We start from the raw sequence: 17,616 nt of genomic DNA on the forward strand, positions 1-17,616 counted from the left end.
ACTATTGACATGAAAAATATATAGGGATATAATACGAAACAAGAACAAAAATTAAATAAGTTTTTATCAAGAAAGACGGAGGGACTGGCCCTATGAAGTCTGGCAACCTGAATTATATTATAATTATATTAGTTATAATTATAAGCTTTTATAGTTTAAGGTGCTAAATCCTGCAGATGTAATTGCATCTGAAAGATAAGAATGAGAAAAATATATATGTGTATAATACACTGCTTTCTTATTTTTAGGAAAGCAGTTTTTTTTATTCCTTAGGAAATTATGAATAGTTTAAAATTTGAGTAATGTGATTACTTGAAGCTAAGAAACAAAACAAACAAAATTATATGTGTCCACTTTTTTGGGGCAAAAGGAGGGAAAATATGATTATATTAAAAAATTTACACAAAACCTATGAATCAAAAGCTAATAAAATAGAAGCAGTTAAGGATGTAACACTAAATATTAATAAAGGTGAAATTTATGGAATTATAGGATTTAGTGGAGCAGGAAAATCAACATTAGTTAGATGTATAAACTTTTTAGAAAAACCAACTAATGGACAAGTAGTTATAGATGGGAAAGATTTAAGTACTTTATCAAATAAGGAACTTAGAGAAGAAAGAAAAAAGATAGGAATGATATTTCAGCATTTTAATTTGATGAAATCTAGAACAGTATTTGAAAATATAGCTTATCCACTTAAAGGGAGTAGTTACTCAAAAGAAGAGATAAAAAATAAAGTTAAAGATTTATTAAAACTTGTTGAACTTGATGACAAGGCAGATTCTTATCCATCTCAATTAAGTGGAGGACAAAAACAAAGGGTTGGAATTGCAAGAGCTTTAGCAAATGATCCAAAGGTTTTGCTTTGTGATGAAGCAACTAGTGCCTTAGATCCACAAACCACAAAGTCTATATTAAAACTTTTAAAAGAAGTAAATAAAAAGTTTGGAATAACAATAGTAATAATAACTCATGAAATGCAAGTTGTTAAAGAAATATGTACAAGGGCAGCAGTTATGGAAAATGGTAAGGTAGTTGAGGAAGGAAGTATATTTAAAATATTCTCAGAGCCTAAAGAAAAAGTTACAAAAAACTTTATAGATAGTACATCTTCACTAAGCAATATATATGATTTGATAGAAAATAAATCTTCAGTTGTAGATATTAAAGAAAATGAAAAAATTTTAAAATTAAAATATATAGAAAACAGTACAACAGAGCCAATAATTTCAATAGTATCCAGAGAATTTAATGTAGATACCAATATAATATTTGGGAATATAGAAATAATTCAAGAATCTCCGCTGGGGGGACTTGTTGTAATAATAAGAGGTGAAGAAGCCAAGATTAATAATGTTATAAGTTATTTACAAGAAAATAATGTAGAAGTTGAGGTGATTAAAGATGGAAGGCTTAGTGCAAAAATTACTGCCTAATGTAATAACAAAGATACCAGATATATTCAAGGCTACAGGAGAAACACTAATTATGATTTTAGTAGCAGGCCTTATATCATTTGTTATAGGAATTATTTTAGGAGTCATATTAGTAGTAACGAGAGAAGGAAATATATTAGAAAATAAACCAGTATATTTTGTTTTAGAAAAAGTAATAAATATAACTAGATCAATACCATTTATTATATTATTAGCAGCTGTTATACCATTAACTAGGGCCATAGTAGGAACAGCTATAGGAACAAAAGGTTCCTTTGTACCATTAGTTTTAGGAACAATACCATTTTTTGCAAGGCAAATAGAAAGTGCTTTATCTGAAACTGATAAGGGGATAATAGAAGCTGCTGAAGCAATGGGATCATCACCATTTGAAATAATTTTTAGAGTATATTTAAAAGAAGGTGTACCAAACATCGTAAGGGCTACAACAATAACTTTTGTAAGCTTAGTTGGATTAACAGCTATGGCAGGTTCAGTGGGAGGAGGTGGTCTTGGAGATTTAGCAATTAGATATGGATATCAAAGATATCAAGTAGATATAACTTTTGTAACTGTTATAATCCTACTTATTTTAGTAAATATAATTCAAGGGGCAGGAAATATAATAATAAAAAAAACAACACATTAAAATTAAGCAATAAGAAATAAATTAAAAGGGGCGTTAAAATATGAAAACAAGAAAATTATTAAATATTATAATATCAGGAACATTACTTTTATCATTGGCAGGATGCCAAGGGGCAAAGACAGAGAATACAGATGGAAAGAATAAAGTAGTTAAGGTAGGAGTAGTTGGTGAAAATACAGATCAATGGGAGCCTGTAATAAAGAATCTTCAAGAAGAAGGAATAACTTTAGAGCTTGTTACCTTTTCTGATTATAGTCAGCCAAATCAAGCTTTAGCAGATAAAGAAATAGATTTAAATTCCTTCCAACATTATGCATATTTAAATCAAGATATTAAAGATAGAAATTTAGATTTATCAGTTATTGGAGAAACGATAATAGCTCCACTTGGGGTATATTCTAATAAAATAAAATCTTTAGATGAATTAAAAGATGGTGATTCCATTGCAATACCAAGTGATGCAACTAATGGGGGAAGAGCATTAAAGGTTTTAGAATCAGCAGGAGTTATTAAAGTAAATGAAACAGCAGGATATACTCCAACTTTAAGTGATATAACGCAAAATCCTAAAAATATTAAATTTGTAGAAGTTGAAGCTGCACAAACTCCAAGATTATTAGCCGATGTAGCTGCAGCATTAATAAACGGTGGACATGCAGTTGATGCAGGATTTAATCCTAAAAATGATTCTATTTATTTAGAACAAGTTAAAGAAGGTACTGATAATCCTTATATAAATATAATAGTTTCAAGAACTGAGGATAAAGACAATGAACTGTATAAGAAGGTTGTAGATGCCTATAGATCAGAAGATGTAGCAAAGGTTATAGAAGAAGTATATAAAGGGGCTTATATACCAACTTGGAAATAATAAAGAATATTATTAAATAAGTATCTATCTTATAGGGCTTTAATAGATAGTACTAAATATAAGGGGGCTTTTTAATGAATATAAAAGATTATGTAATAAAGGAAAAAGATTATATTACCTCTTTAAGAAGGTATTTTCATAAACATCCAGAAGAAAGCTTAAAAGAATATAATACAGCAAAAAAAATAGAAGAAGAATTAGATAAGTTGAATATTCCACATAAGAGAGTTGGGGCAACTGGTGTTTTAGGAATAATAAAAGGTAAAAATGAATCAAATAGAATTTTAGCAATAAGGGCAGATATAGATGCTCTTAAAGTTCCAGATTCAAAAGATGTAGAATATAAATCACAAAGCAATGGATATAATCATGCTTGTGGTCATGATGGGCATACAGCTAGTCTTCTTGGAACAGCAAAAATTTTAAAAGAAAAAGAAAAAGAGTTAAATGGAGAAGTAAGATTAATTTTTCAACAAGCTGAAGAAGTTGGACAAGGAGCTAAGGTATTTATAAAGGAAGGATACTTAGATGGTGTAGAAGAAATACTTGGAGCACATGTGGCATCCCATTTAGAGGTAGGCAAAGTATCAGTAACAAGTGGTCCAATTTCTGCTTCATGTGATTATTTTAAAATAACTGTTAAAGGAAAAGGCGGTCACGTATCTGCACCACATTTATCAACTGATGCCTTATATATTGCAAGCCAAATAGTAGTAAATCTACAGTCAATAGTAAGTAGACAAACTGATCCAGTTGATACAGTAGTAGTAGGAGTTGGTTTGATTAGAGGGGGAACTACTTACAATACAGTAGCAGAAGAAATTGTTTTAGAAGGAACAACAAGAAGTTTTACTTTTGAATCAAGAGAAAAAACTAATAAATCAGTAGAGAAAATAGCAAAGTCTATTGGAGAAATATATGGAGCAGAAGTTATAGTAGAATTTAGAGACTATGCTTCACCTCTTATAAATGATGAAAAAGTCAGTGAAGAAGTGGCGGTTATTGCTAGTGATATAGTTGGAAAAGAAAATGTAATAACTAATTCGCCAAAGAGGTTAGGAGCTGACGATTTTGCAGAATTCTTAATAGAAGTACCAGGGTCATATATTCATGTAGGTACTAAAAATTTGAAAAATGCAAATACTTCAGTAGCACATCATAATGATTTGTTTGATATAGACGAAGAGGGCTTGTTAGTAATTACAAATATAGAAGTAGAGTATATATTAAATAAATTACTATAATTAAATCTTTAATTTTAATAGTAATCTATAAAATTAAAATTATAACAGTATTTACAATAGATAAGATTTATGATGTTATAAGTAAATAGAATAAGTTTAATAAATATAAGTGTGAATATAAGATTGTTATAACTTGGATTATTCTAAGCAAATAGCAATTTATATTCACATTTTTTACTTTAAAATTAAATTGAAAATAAATTTACAAAAAATAAAATTAAAGTAATATATCGTTGTAATTAAAGTAAATTAAATTTAAAATAATAATTGAAAGGTTTACAAAATAAATTTAAAGAAGAATTTATAAATTAAAAGATATCTTATAATTTCAAATTAAAGTTAAGTAAAAAAATATATTTATTAAATCAAGGGGGATTTTTTTATGAGTAAAATTACAAAGATGATATCAGCTCTAACATTATCTACAATAATGATAACTTCATTAGTAGGATGTTCAGGTGGTAAAAATGAAGGGGGAACTTCATCAGGTGATACTATAACAGTTAATTTCTGGACAGCACCACAAAAAGTACAGTATGATTTTTGGACAAAGAAAGCAGAGGCTTTCAATTCTACTAATACAAAAGTAGAAGGAAAAGTTATTAAACTTGAAGTTCAACAAATGCCTGAAACACCATCATCAGAGGCAGGAATACAAAATGCTTTAGCAACAGATACTGCTCCAGCAATTTCAGAAAACATAAATAGAGGATTTGCTACAACATTATCTCAATCAGATGCAGTTTACTCATTAGAAAGTGAAGAATGGTTCAAGGATATAGTTAAAAATAGAGCATTAGACTCAGTAATGCCAGGTTGGGAAATTGAAGGTAAACAATATGTAATACCAATGTATGTTAATCCAATGGTATTACAATGGAATACTAAAGCATTGAAGGAATTAGGATTTGATAAAGTTCCTGAAACAAAAGCAGAATTAGAAAATGTAATAACTAAGTTTAGAGCAAGTAAAGATAAGATGTCAGCTATAGGAGTTACACATGTATTTTATAGAAATTCCTTAATAAGACCAGATCAATGGTGGGACAGATGGTCAGACTTCCAAAATATTTATTTAGCATATAGTGGTGGTAAGTCTTGGGTTGAAGGAAATAAACTAGTTTTAGAAAAGGATTTAACTAAAGAAGCATTTGAGTTTTTTGGAACATTAGGTGATACTTTATTAACTTCAGAAGTCCCAAATATCTGGGCTGAAGAAAAACCACAAGTATTATTTACAATAGCAGCTCCATGGGAAATTCAAGCTTTAAGAGAAGGCGGAAAAGTATATGGAGAGGATTATGAATATGGCCCAATGATAGTTAAGAATCAAGGGGATACACCTTATAACTTTGCAGATGCAAAAGGATTAGTTTTATATAAAGATGATAATATAACAGATGAAATTCATCAAGGTGCAGTAGAATTTATTAAGTGGTTATATAATGGAGAAAATTCAGCACAAACAGATTTAGATTGGGTACAAGCTACAACAATGTTACCAGTTAGAGGAGACTTAGTTACTAATGAGGCATTCTCTAAATATCTAGAAGAAAATGTAGAATTAAAAGCTTTAGCTGCACAAGTAGAATACTCTATTCCAAGTATGCCACATGATAAAATGGCACAAATTCAAGAAGCATTAGGTACTAGCTTAGCTGCATATTTAGAAACAACATTATCATCAGATAGCTTAAAAGCAGCTGATGCAACACAATATGTAGATAAAGCTTTTGAATCAATGAAGCAGGCTGGTGGATTAGAATAGTTTATTAAAATAAAGCAAAGATGAATAATTTTATCTTTGCTTTGTTTATAAAGGAGTGGCACTAAATGAAGAATAAAATAGAAAGTTTTAAAAATAGAAGTGGATTTTTAGGATGGCTATTTAATATACCATATTTGGCTTATTCAGTTATTTTCTTCTTAATACCATTATTGTGGGCATTTTGGTTATCTTTAACAGATTGGAACTTAATGTCTAAAAGTAAAAATTTCGTAGGATTAGATAATTTTAAAGTACTATTCTCCGATCCAAGAATTAAGGCAGCATTTATAAACTCATTTAAATATCTAGTACCTATAGTTATTTTTACAGTAGCAGTAGCAATTGTTATAGCATTATTAGTTCATAAGTTACCAGACAAAATTAAAGGAATCACAGCAGTATTGTTTTTTATACCTTACTTAACTTCAGGTGTCGCCATATCAGTAGTAGTAAGATACTTCTTCAGTTATAATTCAGTACTAAATGTTTATTTGAGAGAGAAAGGTATTAATATAGATTGGTTTAGAGATCCTAAATGGTCTTTCATAATAATTTTTGGAATAGTAGTTTGGAAAATGTCAGGTTACTATGCACTATTTATATTATCAGCATTAGAGTCTATTTCAGATGATGTACACGATGCATGTAAAATAGATGGAGCAACTGGGTTAAAAAAATTTATAAGTGTAACATTACCTATGATTATACCAACTTTAACAACAGTAGTTGTATTAGCAGCTGGACTTGCCTTTGGTATTTTTACAGAACCTTATTTATTAACAGGTGGAGGACCAAATTTAGCAACAACTACATGGCAACTTGAAATTTATAATACTTCATTTACAAATTTCCAATCAGGATATGGTGCAGCTATTGCAATAGCTAATGCAGTACATATCTTTGTATCAATTAAGATAATTACATTTATAATGGAAAAGTTTAATAACAAATATGGTATGTAAATATTAAGTTGGAGGATAATAATATGAAAAAGAAGTTAAATATAAAGACTATTTTAGTAGTAGCGGCAACTGTTTTAATATTAGGAATTTCATTATTTCCATACTTTTACATGATAGTTCAATCACTAGCACCTTGGGATCAAACAGATAAGGTAATGGTACCAGATGGATTTACTTTAAAAAGCTATGAATATCTTTTTGGTGGAAGTGGTGGAGCTAATGCAGGTATGTGGATAAAATCATTAACTAATTCATTCATAGTTTCCGCGCCTACAGCAATAATTTCAGTATTAGTCGGATTACTAGTGGGATATTCTGTATCTAAAATGAAAAATTTTAAAGGTGGAAAAATAATAATGAATTCATTATTATTTCAAATGTTTTTTCCAGTGATTATATTACTTGTTCCTAGATATATAATATCAAAACCATTAACCAATACCTATTTAGGAATGATACTACCGCTATCAGTATCAACTTGGGGTATATTCATGTATATAAATTATTTCAAGTCATTACCAGATACTGTATTTGAGGCGGCTAGAATAGATGGGGCTTCAGAATTAAAAATATTATGGCATATATCATTTCCAGTAACAAAGTCAGTTACAACTATAGTATTTTTATCAACATTTATGACAAGGTGGTCTGAACTTATGTGGGACATGCTTATTTCTCCAAAGATTAATATGCAAACATTAAATGTATTAATTTCAACACAATTTAAACCAATGGGGAATTTACCAGGGCCTATGTATGCAGCTTCAGTAATATTGACATTACCAATAGTAATAATGTTTTTATGCTTCTCTAAACATTTTAAAGAGGGTATAAACTTTATGTTAAAGTAAAAGGAGAATTAGATATGACAAATAAGATAGTAGTAAAAAGAAGTGAAAGAAACCCACTAATAAAGCCAGGTGATGTAAATCCAAGTAGAGAGGATTTTAAAGTAGATGGTGTATTTAACTGTGGAGCCTGTAAATATAATGATGAATATATATTACTTTGTAGAGTAGCTGAATCAGTTAAAGTAGAAGATGAAGATGAAGTAAAAATACCTGTAGTAGTTAATAAAGATGGAAAAGATGTTATAGATATAATTTCTTTTAACAAAAAGATAGATACACAATATGATTATTCAGACTCACGTTCTTTATGGACATTAAATAGTAAAGGAGCAAAGAAGATAGCTTATTTAACATCATTATCTCATATTAGAATTGCAAGATCAAAGGATGGAGAAAACTTTACAATTGATGATAAAGCATTTATAAAACCAATAGCTTCAGAAGAAGAATGGGGAATAGAAGATCCAAGAATAACAAAAATAGGAGATACTTATTATATAAATTATACTTCAGTTACTAGAAATGGAGCAGCTACATCTTTAGTATCAACAAAGGATTTTGTAGGCTATGAAAGACATGGAATTATTTTTGCCCCTGAAAATAAAGATGTAACAATATTTCCTGAAAAGATAAATGGAAAGTACATGACATTTAATAGACCAGTTCCATCAGCTATTGGAGGACCAGATATGTGGCTTGCAGAGTCTCCTGATTTAATACATTGGGGTAAACAAAAACATTTTTATGGTGTATCAAATGAAGAATCTTGGGAAAATGGAAGAGTTGGTGGAGGTGCAGTACCTTTCTTAACAGAAAAAGGATGGATTAAGATTTATCATGCAGCAGATGAAAATGATAGATATTGTTTAGGTGCATTTTTATTAGATAAAGATGATCCAAGTAAAATATTAGGTAAAACTACAGAAGCTATACTAGAACCTGAAGCAGATTATGAAAAAGAAGGCTTCTTTGGAAATGTAGTATTTACTTGTGGATGCATTTACGAAGATAGAACTGTAAAAATATACTACGGTGCAGCAGATGATAAAATTTGTAGAGCTGATATAATGATTGATGATATTTTTAAGATTATAAAGTAAATCAGTAAACAATATAGTGTGAAGATTCAAAACTTGTATAAGATTCAGCGCTATATTACTTATTAAAACTGTTAATATTCTTAAGTTATAATAATAAATTATAGAAAAATATGTAGAAAAGTAATTCTAGGTAAAGGATTAATAGGCCTTTATAAAGAATTAATAAATAGATTAAATACAAAATAACGGGATTATTAGGAGATTGAGCATGGGAAAAATAACAATGAAGGATATAGCTGAAAAATTAAATATATCAATTAATGCCGTGTCACTAGCTTTAAATAGCAAGGCAGGGGTTAGCGAAGAAACTAGAAAGCAAGTTTTAGATATGGCAGAAGAATTAGGGTATTTAGATAAGTCACCTAAATTTATAAAGACTTTTGCGAATAAAAATATTTGTGTAATTATTAAGAAATATTATTTTGAAGATAATAATTTCTATGGCAAGATTATGATGGGTATTGGAGATGAATCAAGGCGTAAAGGATATGATATCATTACATGCCTAATAAATGAATCAGAAAAGAGTATACCAAGCTGTATAGAAAGTAAAAAGGTATGTGGAATAATAGTAATAGGAAATATAGATGATGATTACTTAGTAAAACTAAAATCTTATAAGATACCTGTGGTTTTGGTAGATCATACATCTTTGTTAGAGAGTACTGATAGTATACTAACTGATAATAAACTGGGAAGCTTTAATATTACAAAGTTATTAATAGAAAGAGGATATAAAAATATAGGTTTTTTTGGTGATCTAAATTATTCTTTAAGCATAAAGGAAAGATACTTTGGATATAGAGAATCAATGAAAAAATTTTTAGAATTCAAAACATATAGAGAATTAGATGAATTTATAGATAGTAATTCTATATTATATGAAATTGAAGACCATATAATAAATAAAAATTTAGAGGCAGTAAAAGAAACAGTGAAAAATATAAAATTAATGCCTGAAGCATTTGTCTGTTCTAATGATAATGCTGCAATATCATTGATATCAGCATTAAAAGAACTTGGATACAGTGTCCCAACTAATATAGCAATAGTTGGATTTGATGATATAGTTTTAGGTTCGCTTATAGAACCTAAGTTAACAACAGTGAGAGTAGAGAAGGACTTTATGGGTAGAAAAGCAGTAGAGAGATTGATTTGGAGATTAGAAAATAAGAATTATCCAGATGAAAAGACTATACTTAGTGTAGAAATAGTTGAGAGAGATTCAGTAGGAAAAAAGTATGACTAATTAAGTTATAGATTAAATATTGAAAACATCAGTAATATACATATGGTAATATAATAAAAATAGTATGAAATAATGATAATTTAGTTTATCTTATTGGAGGATGGGACAAATGAAAATAAAAGAAACATGCTCAACATTATTAAGAAAATACTTAGACAATAAAATTAATATATATAATGTAGAAAAAATAAAATTTATTAATGTAGGAAAAAATGATGTTTATAATATATCAGCTCCTTTTATTAATGAAGAAAAATTAGTTATTGCTGGTAGGGTAGAGGCTAGAGATAGTGAGGATTCTACAGTTTACTTTTTTGAAAAAAAAGAGAATGTATGGCACCAAATTGAGGAATATCCAAGGTTTAATCTACAAGACCCTTTCTTTACCAAAATAAATAATGAATTAATAATTGGTGGCGTTGAAGTATTCAAAGATCCAGAAAAAGAAAATACTTTAAAATGGAGAACTATTTTTTATAAAGGCGAAAATATTTCTTCTTTAAAAAAATTCTTTGCAGGCCCTGATGGAATGAAGGATTTAAGATTAGTTCAATTAAAAAATAATAAAATTGGAGTACTTACAAGACCTCAAGGGAAAAAGGGTGGAAGAGGAAAGATTGGCTTTACTATAATATCTGAATTAGAAGATTTAAATATAGATATTATAGATAATGCTCCCCTTATAGATAGTTTATTTATAGATGAAGAATGGGGAGGAGCTAATGAGGCAAGAGCTTTAAATGATTCAACATTAGGAATACTTGGGCATATTGCTTGTTTTGATAAGGAAATGAATAGACACTATTATCCAATGACTTTTAAATTAGATATAAATACATTAGAGGTTAGGGATCAAAAGATAATAGCAATAAGAAAAAATTTCAAGCCAGGAGAAGCAAAGAGATTAGATTTAGAAGATGTGGTTTTTAGTGGCGGATTAGTTTTAAATAGAGATAGAGCAGTACTTTATGCAGGAATTAGTGATGCAGAAGCTCAATTAATCGAAATAGATAATCCATTTAAATAGGAGGCTTATTATGATAAAAACATGGTGGAAAGAAAGTGTTTTTTATGAAATATATATGCCTAGTTTTAAGGATGGCAACAATGATGGTATAGGAGATTTTAAAGGAATAACTTCAAAATTAAACTATTTAAGTGAACTTGGAGTTAGGGGAATTTGGTTAACTCCATTTTATCCATCACCTAAGGTTGATAATGGATATGATATATCAGATTATTATAATATAGATAAAGATTATGGGACTTTAGATGACTTTAAAAATTTCTTAGAAAAGGCACATAATTTAAATATAAAAATAATTATTGATATAGTACTTAACCATACTTCCAGCGAACATCCATGGTTTAAAAAGTCAAAAGGTTCTAAGGATAATGATAAAAGAGACTTCTATATCTGGAGAAAAAATAAGCCTAACAATTGGGAATCATTTTTTGGAGGAGATGCATGGGAATATGATAATTTAACCAAAGAATACTATTATCATGCTTTTGCAAAGGAACAAGTAGATTTAAATTGGGCAAATCCAAAAGTTTATCATGAAATGCTAGAGATTTTAAAGTTCTGGCTAAATATTGGAGTAGATGGATTTAGATTTGATGTTATTAATTTCTTAACAGTAAATGAAAATTTAGAAAATAATAATCCTTATGATGAAAATGGAGAGCAAATTCATAAATTTGATAAAGATCAAAATGGAGTTTTAGATATTATAAAAAAACTTTCAAAGGACATAAAAAGTATTAAAAAAGATGCATTCCTTGTTGGTGAAGTTGGTTCAGAGGAAATAGACGAGTTAATAAATTATTCAGGAAAAGATCTTTTAGATGTAGTATTTAATTTTAATTTAGGAAGTATGAAAGATTTTTCAGCAGAAAAATTATATAAAGAAATAAAAGAAATGAACAATAAGTATTCAGAAAATCAAATTCCTACTATATTTTTTAATAGCCATGATATGGAAAGAAGTATATCAAAATTTAATCCAAAGGGGGAGAGCGTTGGAATAGAAAGAGCTATAGCAGTATTTCTATTAACTGCCTATGGAGTTCCATTTATTTATTTTGGAGAAGAAATTGGAATGAAAAATTTATTTTGTAACGATATAAACAAAATGAATGATGTCCAAGGAGTAACAAAATATAATATAGAAATAAATAAAGGTAAAAGCCATAAAGAAGCATTAGAAAGTGCGAATAATAGTTCTAGAGATAAATCTAGAAGCCCTATGCAATGGAATAACAGTAAATATTACGGATTTTCAGAAATGAAGCCTTGGATTAATATTGATGATAAAAGAGATATAGAAACTGTTGAATATTGTGAAAATACTAGTGATAGTTTACTTAATCTATATAAAGACTTAATTAAATTAAGATATAATAATGAATGTTTATTATATGGAAGATATGAAAATATTTCTTTATATGATGGTATTTTAGCTTTTGAAAGAAAATATGAAGAACAAAAGATTAAGGTGATAATAAATTTTAGTAATATAAAATACAGAGAAGAAACTATTGGCGAAATACTATATGGTAAAACTAAAAAAGATAAAAATATTATTTTAGAACCATATGAATTTACAATAATACTTTTAAAAAATTAGCTATTAATTGAGCTGTCTATGAGACAGCTTCATTTTTTTGGACCCCAGGGTTGATATAGAAATATAGTATATAAAATTAAATTATATTACATTGTGATTAATAAATAATAAACCTATAATGATATTTGTTGTAAATGAGTAAAGTGTTAAGTAATGCTAAGGGGGGAGTTAAAATAGTAAATATATCTACTAAGAAGTTTTCGAATTATCTATTAGTTTCTTCTTTAGGAGTAAATATAATTGGAAGTGTTTTTGTATTGTTTTTAAGTTCTATCAAGGGGTTTAGCGTAAGAGAAATAAGTTTAATTGTAGGAACTACTCCATTAATAATATTACCTATATTTTTTATTTGGGGCAGCATATTAGATAAGTATAAAAAGGTAATAGGCTTTAGTAGAATTGTGCATATATCTAATATAGTAACTATAGGATTACTTATAATAATAAACAATTTTATTCTATTCTTTATAATAAATTTGTTAAGATCAATTTTACTTCAACCGAACGGGACTTTAAATGATAAATATTTATTGAATATATCAAAGATTAATAAAGGATCATATGGAAATATAAGAGTAAGATCTACTATAGGATATGGACTAGCTGGAATAGTAGCTCCAATAGCAATAGGAATAGGAGATGTGTATTTAGCTATATTTGCTGGAATACTTTTGGTGACTTTAAGTGTTATTATGTTAAATAATATTCAAGAAATACCAGATGAAGCTTTAGAAAATCATAAAATAATTAAGGTGAGAGAAAAAAATCTCGTTAGCTCATTAAAAGAATTAATAAAAAATACAGATTATATAAAAGCTTTAATAATAATATCAATAATTACAGGAACACAAAATGCAGCTTCAGGATATGGACTTCAAATGATGATGATTGATTTAAATATATCAAAATCAGTAATAGCTTTAATACCATTTGTAATGGTTATATTTGAAGTTTTATTATTATTAACCTTTGATAAAATTAAAGTATTAAAGAAAAATGATGTAGCACTGGCAATAGCACTAGGATTTTTAGTTATTAGATGGGGAGCGATGGCATATACAACTTCATATATATTGATTTTAATTGTAACAACACTACATGGAATCGTTACAGCAATAGTCTTACAAGTTCAAAATAAATTAATTGGACAAATGGTACCAGTAGACCAGCATTTTATAGCATTTATATTATTAAGTTCATTTTCATCTACAATATTGCCTAGCTTATTAAATTTATCTACAGGAAGACTATATGAAAGATTTGGAATACATGTATTTGGATTAACATACTTATCTATCATATTAATAGCTATATTAGTACTAGCTTATGGTGCAATAAAAAATAATGTTATCAATAAGAAACAAGATAAAAATATAAAAAGCTATATTTAAATTAACAATAAGGAAGGAAAAATAAATATAGTAGCCATATTAAAGTTAACTGAATATAATATTAGGGATAGTAAACTAAAGATGGAGAGACAATTAAATGATTAACTTATTATGGCTAACAGAAAGGTTTTTTTATATATTTCTATTAATAATAGGGGTATATATATATTCCAAAATTATTATAAAATATCTATATAGATGTAAGTGTAATTCCAATTTTAAAAAAGAATTAAAAATAGAGAAATATATAAATAAAGCTATAGAAAATAGAGAGTTTGAAGTATATCTTCAAGGAAAATATAATTTAGAAAATAATTTACTAGTGGGGGCAGAAGCATTAGTTAGATGGAATAATAAGGAGATTGGTAAGGTTGCTCCAGATAAATTTATTCCTATATTGGAGGAAAATAATTTTATAGTAAAATTAGATAAGTATATGTTTGAAGAGGTGTGTAAAATACTTCAAAGGTGGAAGAATAATTACAATAATATTTTTCCTATATCAATAAATATTTCTAGCGAAACACTGAAAGAAGAATATAATTTTATAGAGTATATAAAAGAGATAATAGATTTCTATAGTATAGATAAAAATTCAATAGAAATAGAAATAACAGAAAGAACAATGATAGAGAAATCTGAACAAATAATAAAAGTTCTTAAAGAAATAAAAGAATTAGGTATAAAGATTGCATTAGATGACTTTGGTGCTGGTTATTCGGCCTTAAATATATTAAAAAGTCTTCCAATAGATATAGTAAAATTAGATAAATTATTCTTAGATAAAAAGAACCTCTCAACAAAAGGGAAGATAGTTTTAAATAATGTCATTAATATGGCAAATGAATTAGGACTAGAAGTGATTACAGAAGGTGTAGAGTATAGTGAGCAAGCTGAATTTCTAAAAAGCATAGGATGCAAAACTGTACAAGGGTATCTGTATTGTAAGCCAATTGAATTAAAAGAATTCGAGAAAAAAGTATTAAAGTATTAATAAAATAATTTCCTATAGGATAAGATAGGCTGCTAAAGAATAGTTTAGCAGCCTAGTTGTATTTGGTAAATAAAGATTTATTATAGATGAATTGATCAATTATATAAAAAGTAATTAATGAAAATTTAATATAGTTTAAGATATTATAAAATACAATGGACATACTGTTTACATAAGATATATAATATTAAGGAACTTATAGCAATTATATGAAAAAAATGAGAATTTTTTATTTTTACTTAGTAATAAGGTTGAATATATTAAAAGGAGATTGGTTATATGGTGAGGATTGCAGTATGTGACGATCAATATATTTTCCAAGAAACCATAAAAAATAAGTTGAAGTTATTATGTAAAAAGGAAAGTCTGGATGTAGAAATAGATTGCTATAGTTCAGGAAAAGAATTATTAGAATATTTAAAAAGAGATATATGTATTTATGATATATTATTTTTAGATATATTAATGAATGATATTAATGGTATAGAAACTGCAAAAAGAATTAGAAGTTTTGATAGCAGAATACAAATAATATTTATAACTAGCTCAAGTGATTATATGTTAGATGGGTATGATGTAGAAGCAAGTGCATATTTAATAAAAGGGCAAGAAGATAAAAAGCTTAAAGAAATATTTATGAGAGCCATAAATAAGATTAATAAAAATTATAAAGATTATCTTTTAATTAATTTAGGAAACTCAATAAGGACTATACATATAAAGGAAATAGAATTTATAGAAGTAAGAAATAGGACAATCACCATTCATACGGTAGATGAAAGCATAGATTTCAATGGAAAGATGGAGGATATAGAAAAAAGGCTAAAAAATAAAAATTTCATACTAACACATAGATCCTATTTAGTAAATATAACTAAGATAAAAGACATTAACACTTCTACAGTAAAATTAGTTTGTGGTAAAGAGGTTTTATTAAGCAGATTAAGAAGTAAAGCTGTAAAAAAAGCATATTTAGACTATATATTTGAAGATAAAGAATACGGAGGAATGGATGAATCTTGAAAGTATAATTTTTCACGTAAGTATAAATATATTAATAAGTGGATTTGTAGGAAGTTATTATATTAATTTATTTAGTAAATATAATATTAATAAAAAAGATTTATGTACATATATTATGTTATTTACCTTTAGTATAAGTATTTTTAAATTATTCAATCCATGTAATATTGAGTTATTAATAGGTGGATATATAATTATGCTAATAGAGCTATTGATTTTATATGATAATAAAAGCATTTTATATTTATTTAGTACATTTCTATCTTTAATAATTTCAATTATAGATTTAATTATCTTCATGATTATTAGTAATATATATTCTATTGAAAATTATAATACATATATAAATGATAAAAAAAGTCTTATTTTTATAATGTTAATATTTTTATTAGTACATATAATAACTAGACCTATAATAAATAAAAAAAAGTTTTTTGTCAAAAAGATTTTATTTCATAAAGATAATAATATGCAAATATGTATATTATTAAGTATAATAATGATTTTATTAGTACTAACAAGAATTTATGTATATAAACATGTATTAAATTACATAAACTTAACTTATATAATAGTTAGCTTAATATTAATGATATATATTATAATAATTAAATTAAAAGAAGCATATAAAATTATAACATTAGAAGAAAAAAATATAATACTAGAAAGCCAATATTATATGCAAATAAAACATTATGAAAAATATGAAGAAAGTTATAAAAAATATAAGGAATTTAAGCATGATACTAAAAATCATTTGATAGCAATAAATATATTAATAAATAGAAATGAATTTGAAAGAGCAAAAGAATATATTAATGAAATAGAAGATAACTTAAAGAAGATTAATATTATAAATTATACAAATAATTTAGTTTTAGATTCTGTTTTATATAATTTTAATGAGATATGTAATATAAAATCTATAGACTTATTAGTTAAAGCAAATATAAAAAAAAATAATATGGAAATATTAGATTTTACAGAATTTCTTATAAAGGTTTTATATAGCTGTATAAGTTTAATAGAAGATGAATATTATGATAGAAAAATAATTTGCGAAGTAAAAAGTAAGGGGGAAAAAATTTTTTTATATATAAAATTAAATGCCTTTAACAATGAAAACGATGAACTAGAATATACTATAATAAAACAAATAATACAAAAAGCAAAAAATTTAAATGCAATAATAGAAGTTAAAAAGGAAAATTATATATTAGAGCTTAAATGCTTACTTTAAAAATAGATAAGAAATAGAGATTTCTTGTCTATTTTTTATACATTTCACATCAAAAAAGTACCTTTTTATGCAAAAAAACAAAAATAATATTATATTTATAATATTATTTTAAATGGGTTGTATAATAAGGAAATTCTTACAAAGTTTATGATATTTTAAAAATTAGTTTACCTTATATATTTAGGTACAACTCTTATTAATAAAA

15 protein-coding genes and 1 riboswitch are annotated in these 17,616 nt (G+C 26.6%); all 15 genes read left to right on the top strand.

Going from position 1 to position 17,616, the window contains the following annotated elements:
- Positions 1–60: 60 nt before the first annotated feature.
- Positions 61–202: riboswitch (SAM riboswitch) on the top strand.
- A 178-nt stretch (positions 203–380) separates the two neighbouring features.
- The 15 genes from ABDZ60_RS04975 (at position 381) to ABDZ60_RS05045 (ending at position 17,411) form a co-directional block, all read left to right on the top strand.
- Positions 381–1,439 carry a methionine ABC transporter ATP-binding protein gene (locus ABDZ60_RS04975; protein ID WP_343776534.1) on the top strand — a complete coding sequence of 353 codons (1,059 nt, stop codon included), beginning with the start codon at positions 381–383 and terminating at the stop codon, positions 1,437–1,439.
- A complete protein-coding gene (locus ABDZ60_RS04980; protein ID WP_016205645.1) occupies positions 1,408–2,088 on the top strand; it encodes a methionine ABC transporter permease in 681 nt (226 codons plus the stop codon). The genes ABDZ60_RS04975 and ABDZ60_RS04980 overlap by 32 nt, the downstream gene beginning before the upstream one ends.
- 40 nt (positions 2,089–2,128) lie before the next feature.
- On the top strand, positions 2,129–2,959 hold the full coding sequence (locus tag ABDZ60_RS04985) for a MetQ/NlpA family ABC transporter substrate-binding protein (protein ID WP_016205644.1): 831 nt from the start codon (positions 2,129–2,131) through the stop codon (positions 2,957–2,959).
- A gap of 74 nt (positions 2,960–3,033) precedes the next feature.
- Positions 3,034–4,203, top strand: a complete 1,170-nt coding sequence (locus ABDZ60_RS04990) for a M20 metallopeptidase family protein (protein ID WP_343776537.1) — start codon at positions 3,034–3,036, stop codon at positions 4,201–4,203.
- A 382-nt stretch (positions 4,204–4,585) separates the two neighbouring features.
- Complete coding sequence (locus ABDZ60_RS04995; RefSeq protein WP_343776539.1) at positions 4,586–5,971, top strand: ABC transporter substrate-binding protein; 1,386 nt, start codon at positions 4,586–4,588, stop codon at positions 5,969–5,971.
- A 65-nt stretch (positions 5,972–6,036) separates the two neighbouring features.
- A complete protein-coding gene (locus tag ABDZ60_RS05000; protein ID WP_343776541.1) occupies positions 6,037–6,933 on the top strand; it encodes a carbohydrate ABC transporter permease in 897 nt (298 codons plus the stop codon).
- A gap of 23 nt (positions 6,934–6,956) precedes the next feature.
- On the top strand, positions 6,957–7,784 hold the full coding sequence (locus ABDZ60_RS05005; protein ID WP_343776543.1) for a carbohydrate ABC transporter permease: 828 nt from the start codon (positions 6,957–6,959) through the stop codon (positions 7,782–7,784).
- A gap of 14 nt (positions 7,785–7,798) precedes the next feature.
- Entirely contained in the window at positions 7,799–8,884 is a 1,086-nt protein-coding gene (locus ABDZ60_RS05010; RefSeq protein ID WP_343776545.1) for a glycoside hydrolase family 130 protein, read from the top strand.
- Between the two features lie 208 nt (positions 8,885–9,092).
- A complete protein-coding gene (locus ABDZ60_RS05015) occupies positions 9,093–10,133 on the top strand; it encodes a LacI family DNA-binding transcriptional regulator (protein ID WP_343776547.1) in 1,041 nt (346 codons plus the stop codon).
- A gap of 109 nt (positions 10,134–10,242) precedes the next feature.
- A complete protein-coding gene (locus tag ABDZ60_RS05020) occupies positions 10,243–11,160 on the top strand; it encodes a DUF1861 family protein (protein WP_343776549.1) in 918 nt (305 codons plus the stop codon).
- A gap of 10 nt (positions 11,161–11,170) precedes the next feature.
- Positions 11,171–12,763, top strand: coding sequence for an alpha-glucosidase (locus ABDZ60_RS05025; protein ID WP_343776551.1), 1,593 nt, complete (start codon positions 11,171–11,173; stop codon positions 12,761–12,763).
- Positions 12,764–12,897: 134 nt separating this feature from the next.
- Positions 12,898–14,154 carry an MFS transporter gene (locus ABDZ60_RS05030; RefSeq protein ID WP_343776553.1) on the top strand — a complete coding sequence of 419 codons (1,257 nt, stop codon included), beginning with the start codon at positions 12,898–12,900 and terminating at the stop codon, positions 14,152–14,154.
- A gap of 97 nt (positions 14,155–14,251) precedes the next feature.
- On the top strand, positions 14,252–15,148 hold the full coding sequence (locus ABDZ60_RS05035; RefSeq protein WP_343776555.1) for an EAL domain-containing protein: 897 nt from the start codon (positions 14,252–14,254) through the stop codon (positions 15,146–15,148).
- 279 nt (positions 15,149–15,427) lie between these two features.
- Positions 15,428–16,171: a LytR/AlgR family response regulator transcription factor gene (locus tag ABDZ60_RS05040; protein ID WP_047001247.1), complete on the top strand. Its 744-nt coding sequence runs from the start codon at positions 15,428–15,430 to the stop codon at positions 16,169–16,171.
- The gene (locus ABDZ60_RS05045; RefSeq protein WP_343776557.1) at positions 16,161–17,411 is read left to right on the top strand and encodes a hypothetical protein; all 1,251 of its coding nucleotides are present in this window, start codon (positions 16,161–16,163) and stop codon (positions 17,409–17,411) included. Before ABDZ60_RS05040 ends, ABDZ60_RS05045 begins: the two co-directional genes overlap by 11 nt.
- Positions 17,412–17,616: the final 205 nt, after the last annotated feature.

The sequence above is a fragment of the Clostridium sartagoforme genome, assembly GCF_039521405.1.
In the GTDB taxonomy this organism is placed as follows: domain Bacteria; phylum Bacillota; class Clostridia; order Clostridiales; family Clostridiaceae; genus Clostridium; species Clostridium sartagoforme.

What these genes read in the sequence shown, in the direction of transcription:
- ABDZ60_RS05035 (WP_343776555.1), top strand. Translation starts at nt 14,252, where the DNA reads ATGATTAACTTATTATGGCTAACAGAAAGGTTTTTTTATATATTTCTA.
- ABDZ60_RS05045 (WP_343776557.1), top strand. Translation starts at nt 16,161, where the DNA reads ATGAATCTTGAAAGTATAATTTTTCACGTAAGTATAAATATATTAATA.
- ABDZ60_RS05015 (WP_343776547.1), top strand. Translation starts at nt 9,093, where the DNA reads ATGGGAAAAATAACAATGAAGGATATAGCTGAAAAATTAAATATATCA.
- ABDZ60_RS05025 (WP_343776551.1), top strand. Translation starts at nt 11,171, where the DNA reads ATGATAAAAACATGGTGGAAAGAAAGTGTTTTTTATGAAATATATATG.
- ABDZ60_RS04980 (WP_016205645.1), top strand. Translation starts at nt 1,408, where the DNA reads ATGGAAGGCTTAGTGCAAAAATTACTGCCTAATGTAATAACAAAGATA.
- ABDZ60_RS05030 (WP_343776553.1), top strand. Translation starts at nt 12,898, where the DNA reads ATGAGTAAAGTGTTAAGTAATGCTAAGGGGGGAGTTAAAATAGTAAAT.
- ABDZ60_RS04975 (WP_343776534.1), top strand. Translation starts at nt 381, where the DNA reads ATGATTATATTAAAAAATTTACACAAAACCTATGAATCAAAAGCTAAT.
- ABDZ60_RS04985 (WP_016205644.1), top strand. Translation starts at nt 2,129, where the DNA reads ATGAAAACAAGAAAATTATTAAATATTATAATATCAGGAACATTACTT.
- ABDZ60_RS05000 (WP_343776541.1), top strand. Translation starts at nt 6,037, where the DNA reads ATGAAGAATAAAATAGAAAGTTTTAAAAATAGAAGTGGATTTTTAGGA.
- ABDZ60_RS05020 (WP_343776549.1), top strand. Translation starts at nt 10,243, where the DNA reads ATGAAAATAAAAGAAACATGCTCAACATTATTAAGAAAATACTTAGAC.
- ABDZ60_RS05010 (WP_343776545.1), top strand. Translation starts at nt 7,799, where the DNA reads ATGACAAATAAGATAGTAGTAAAAAGAAGTGAAAGAAACCCACTAATA.
- ABDZ60_RS04990 (WP_343776537.1), top strand. Translation starts at nt 3,034, where the DNA reads ATGAATATAAAAGATTATGTAATAAAGGAAAAAGATTATATTACCTCT.
- ABDZ60_RS05040 (WP_047001247.1), top strand. Translation starts at nt 15,428, where the DNA reads ATGGTGAGGATTGCAGTATGTGACGATCAATATATTTTCCAAGAAACC.
- ABDZ60_RS05005 (WP_343776543.1), top strand. Translation starts at nt 6,957, where the DNA reads ATGAAAAAGAAGTTAAATATAAAGACTATTTTAGTAGTAGCGGCAACT.
- ABDZ60_RS04995 (WP_343776539.1), top strand. Translation starts at nt 4,586, where the DNA reads ATGAGTAAAATTACAAAGATGATATCAGCTCTAACATTATCTACAATA.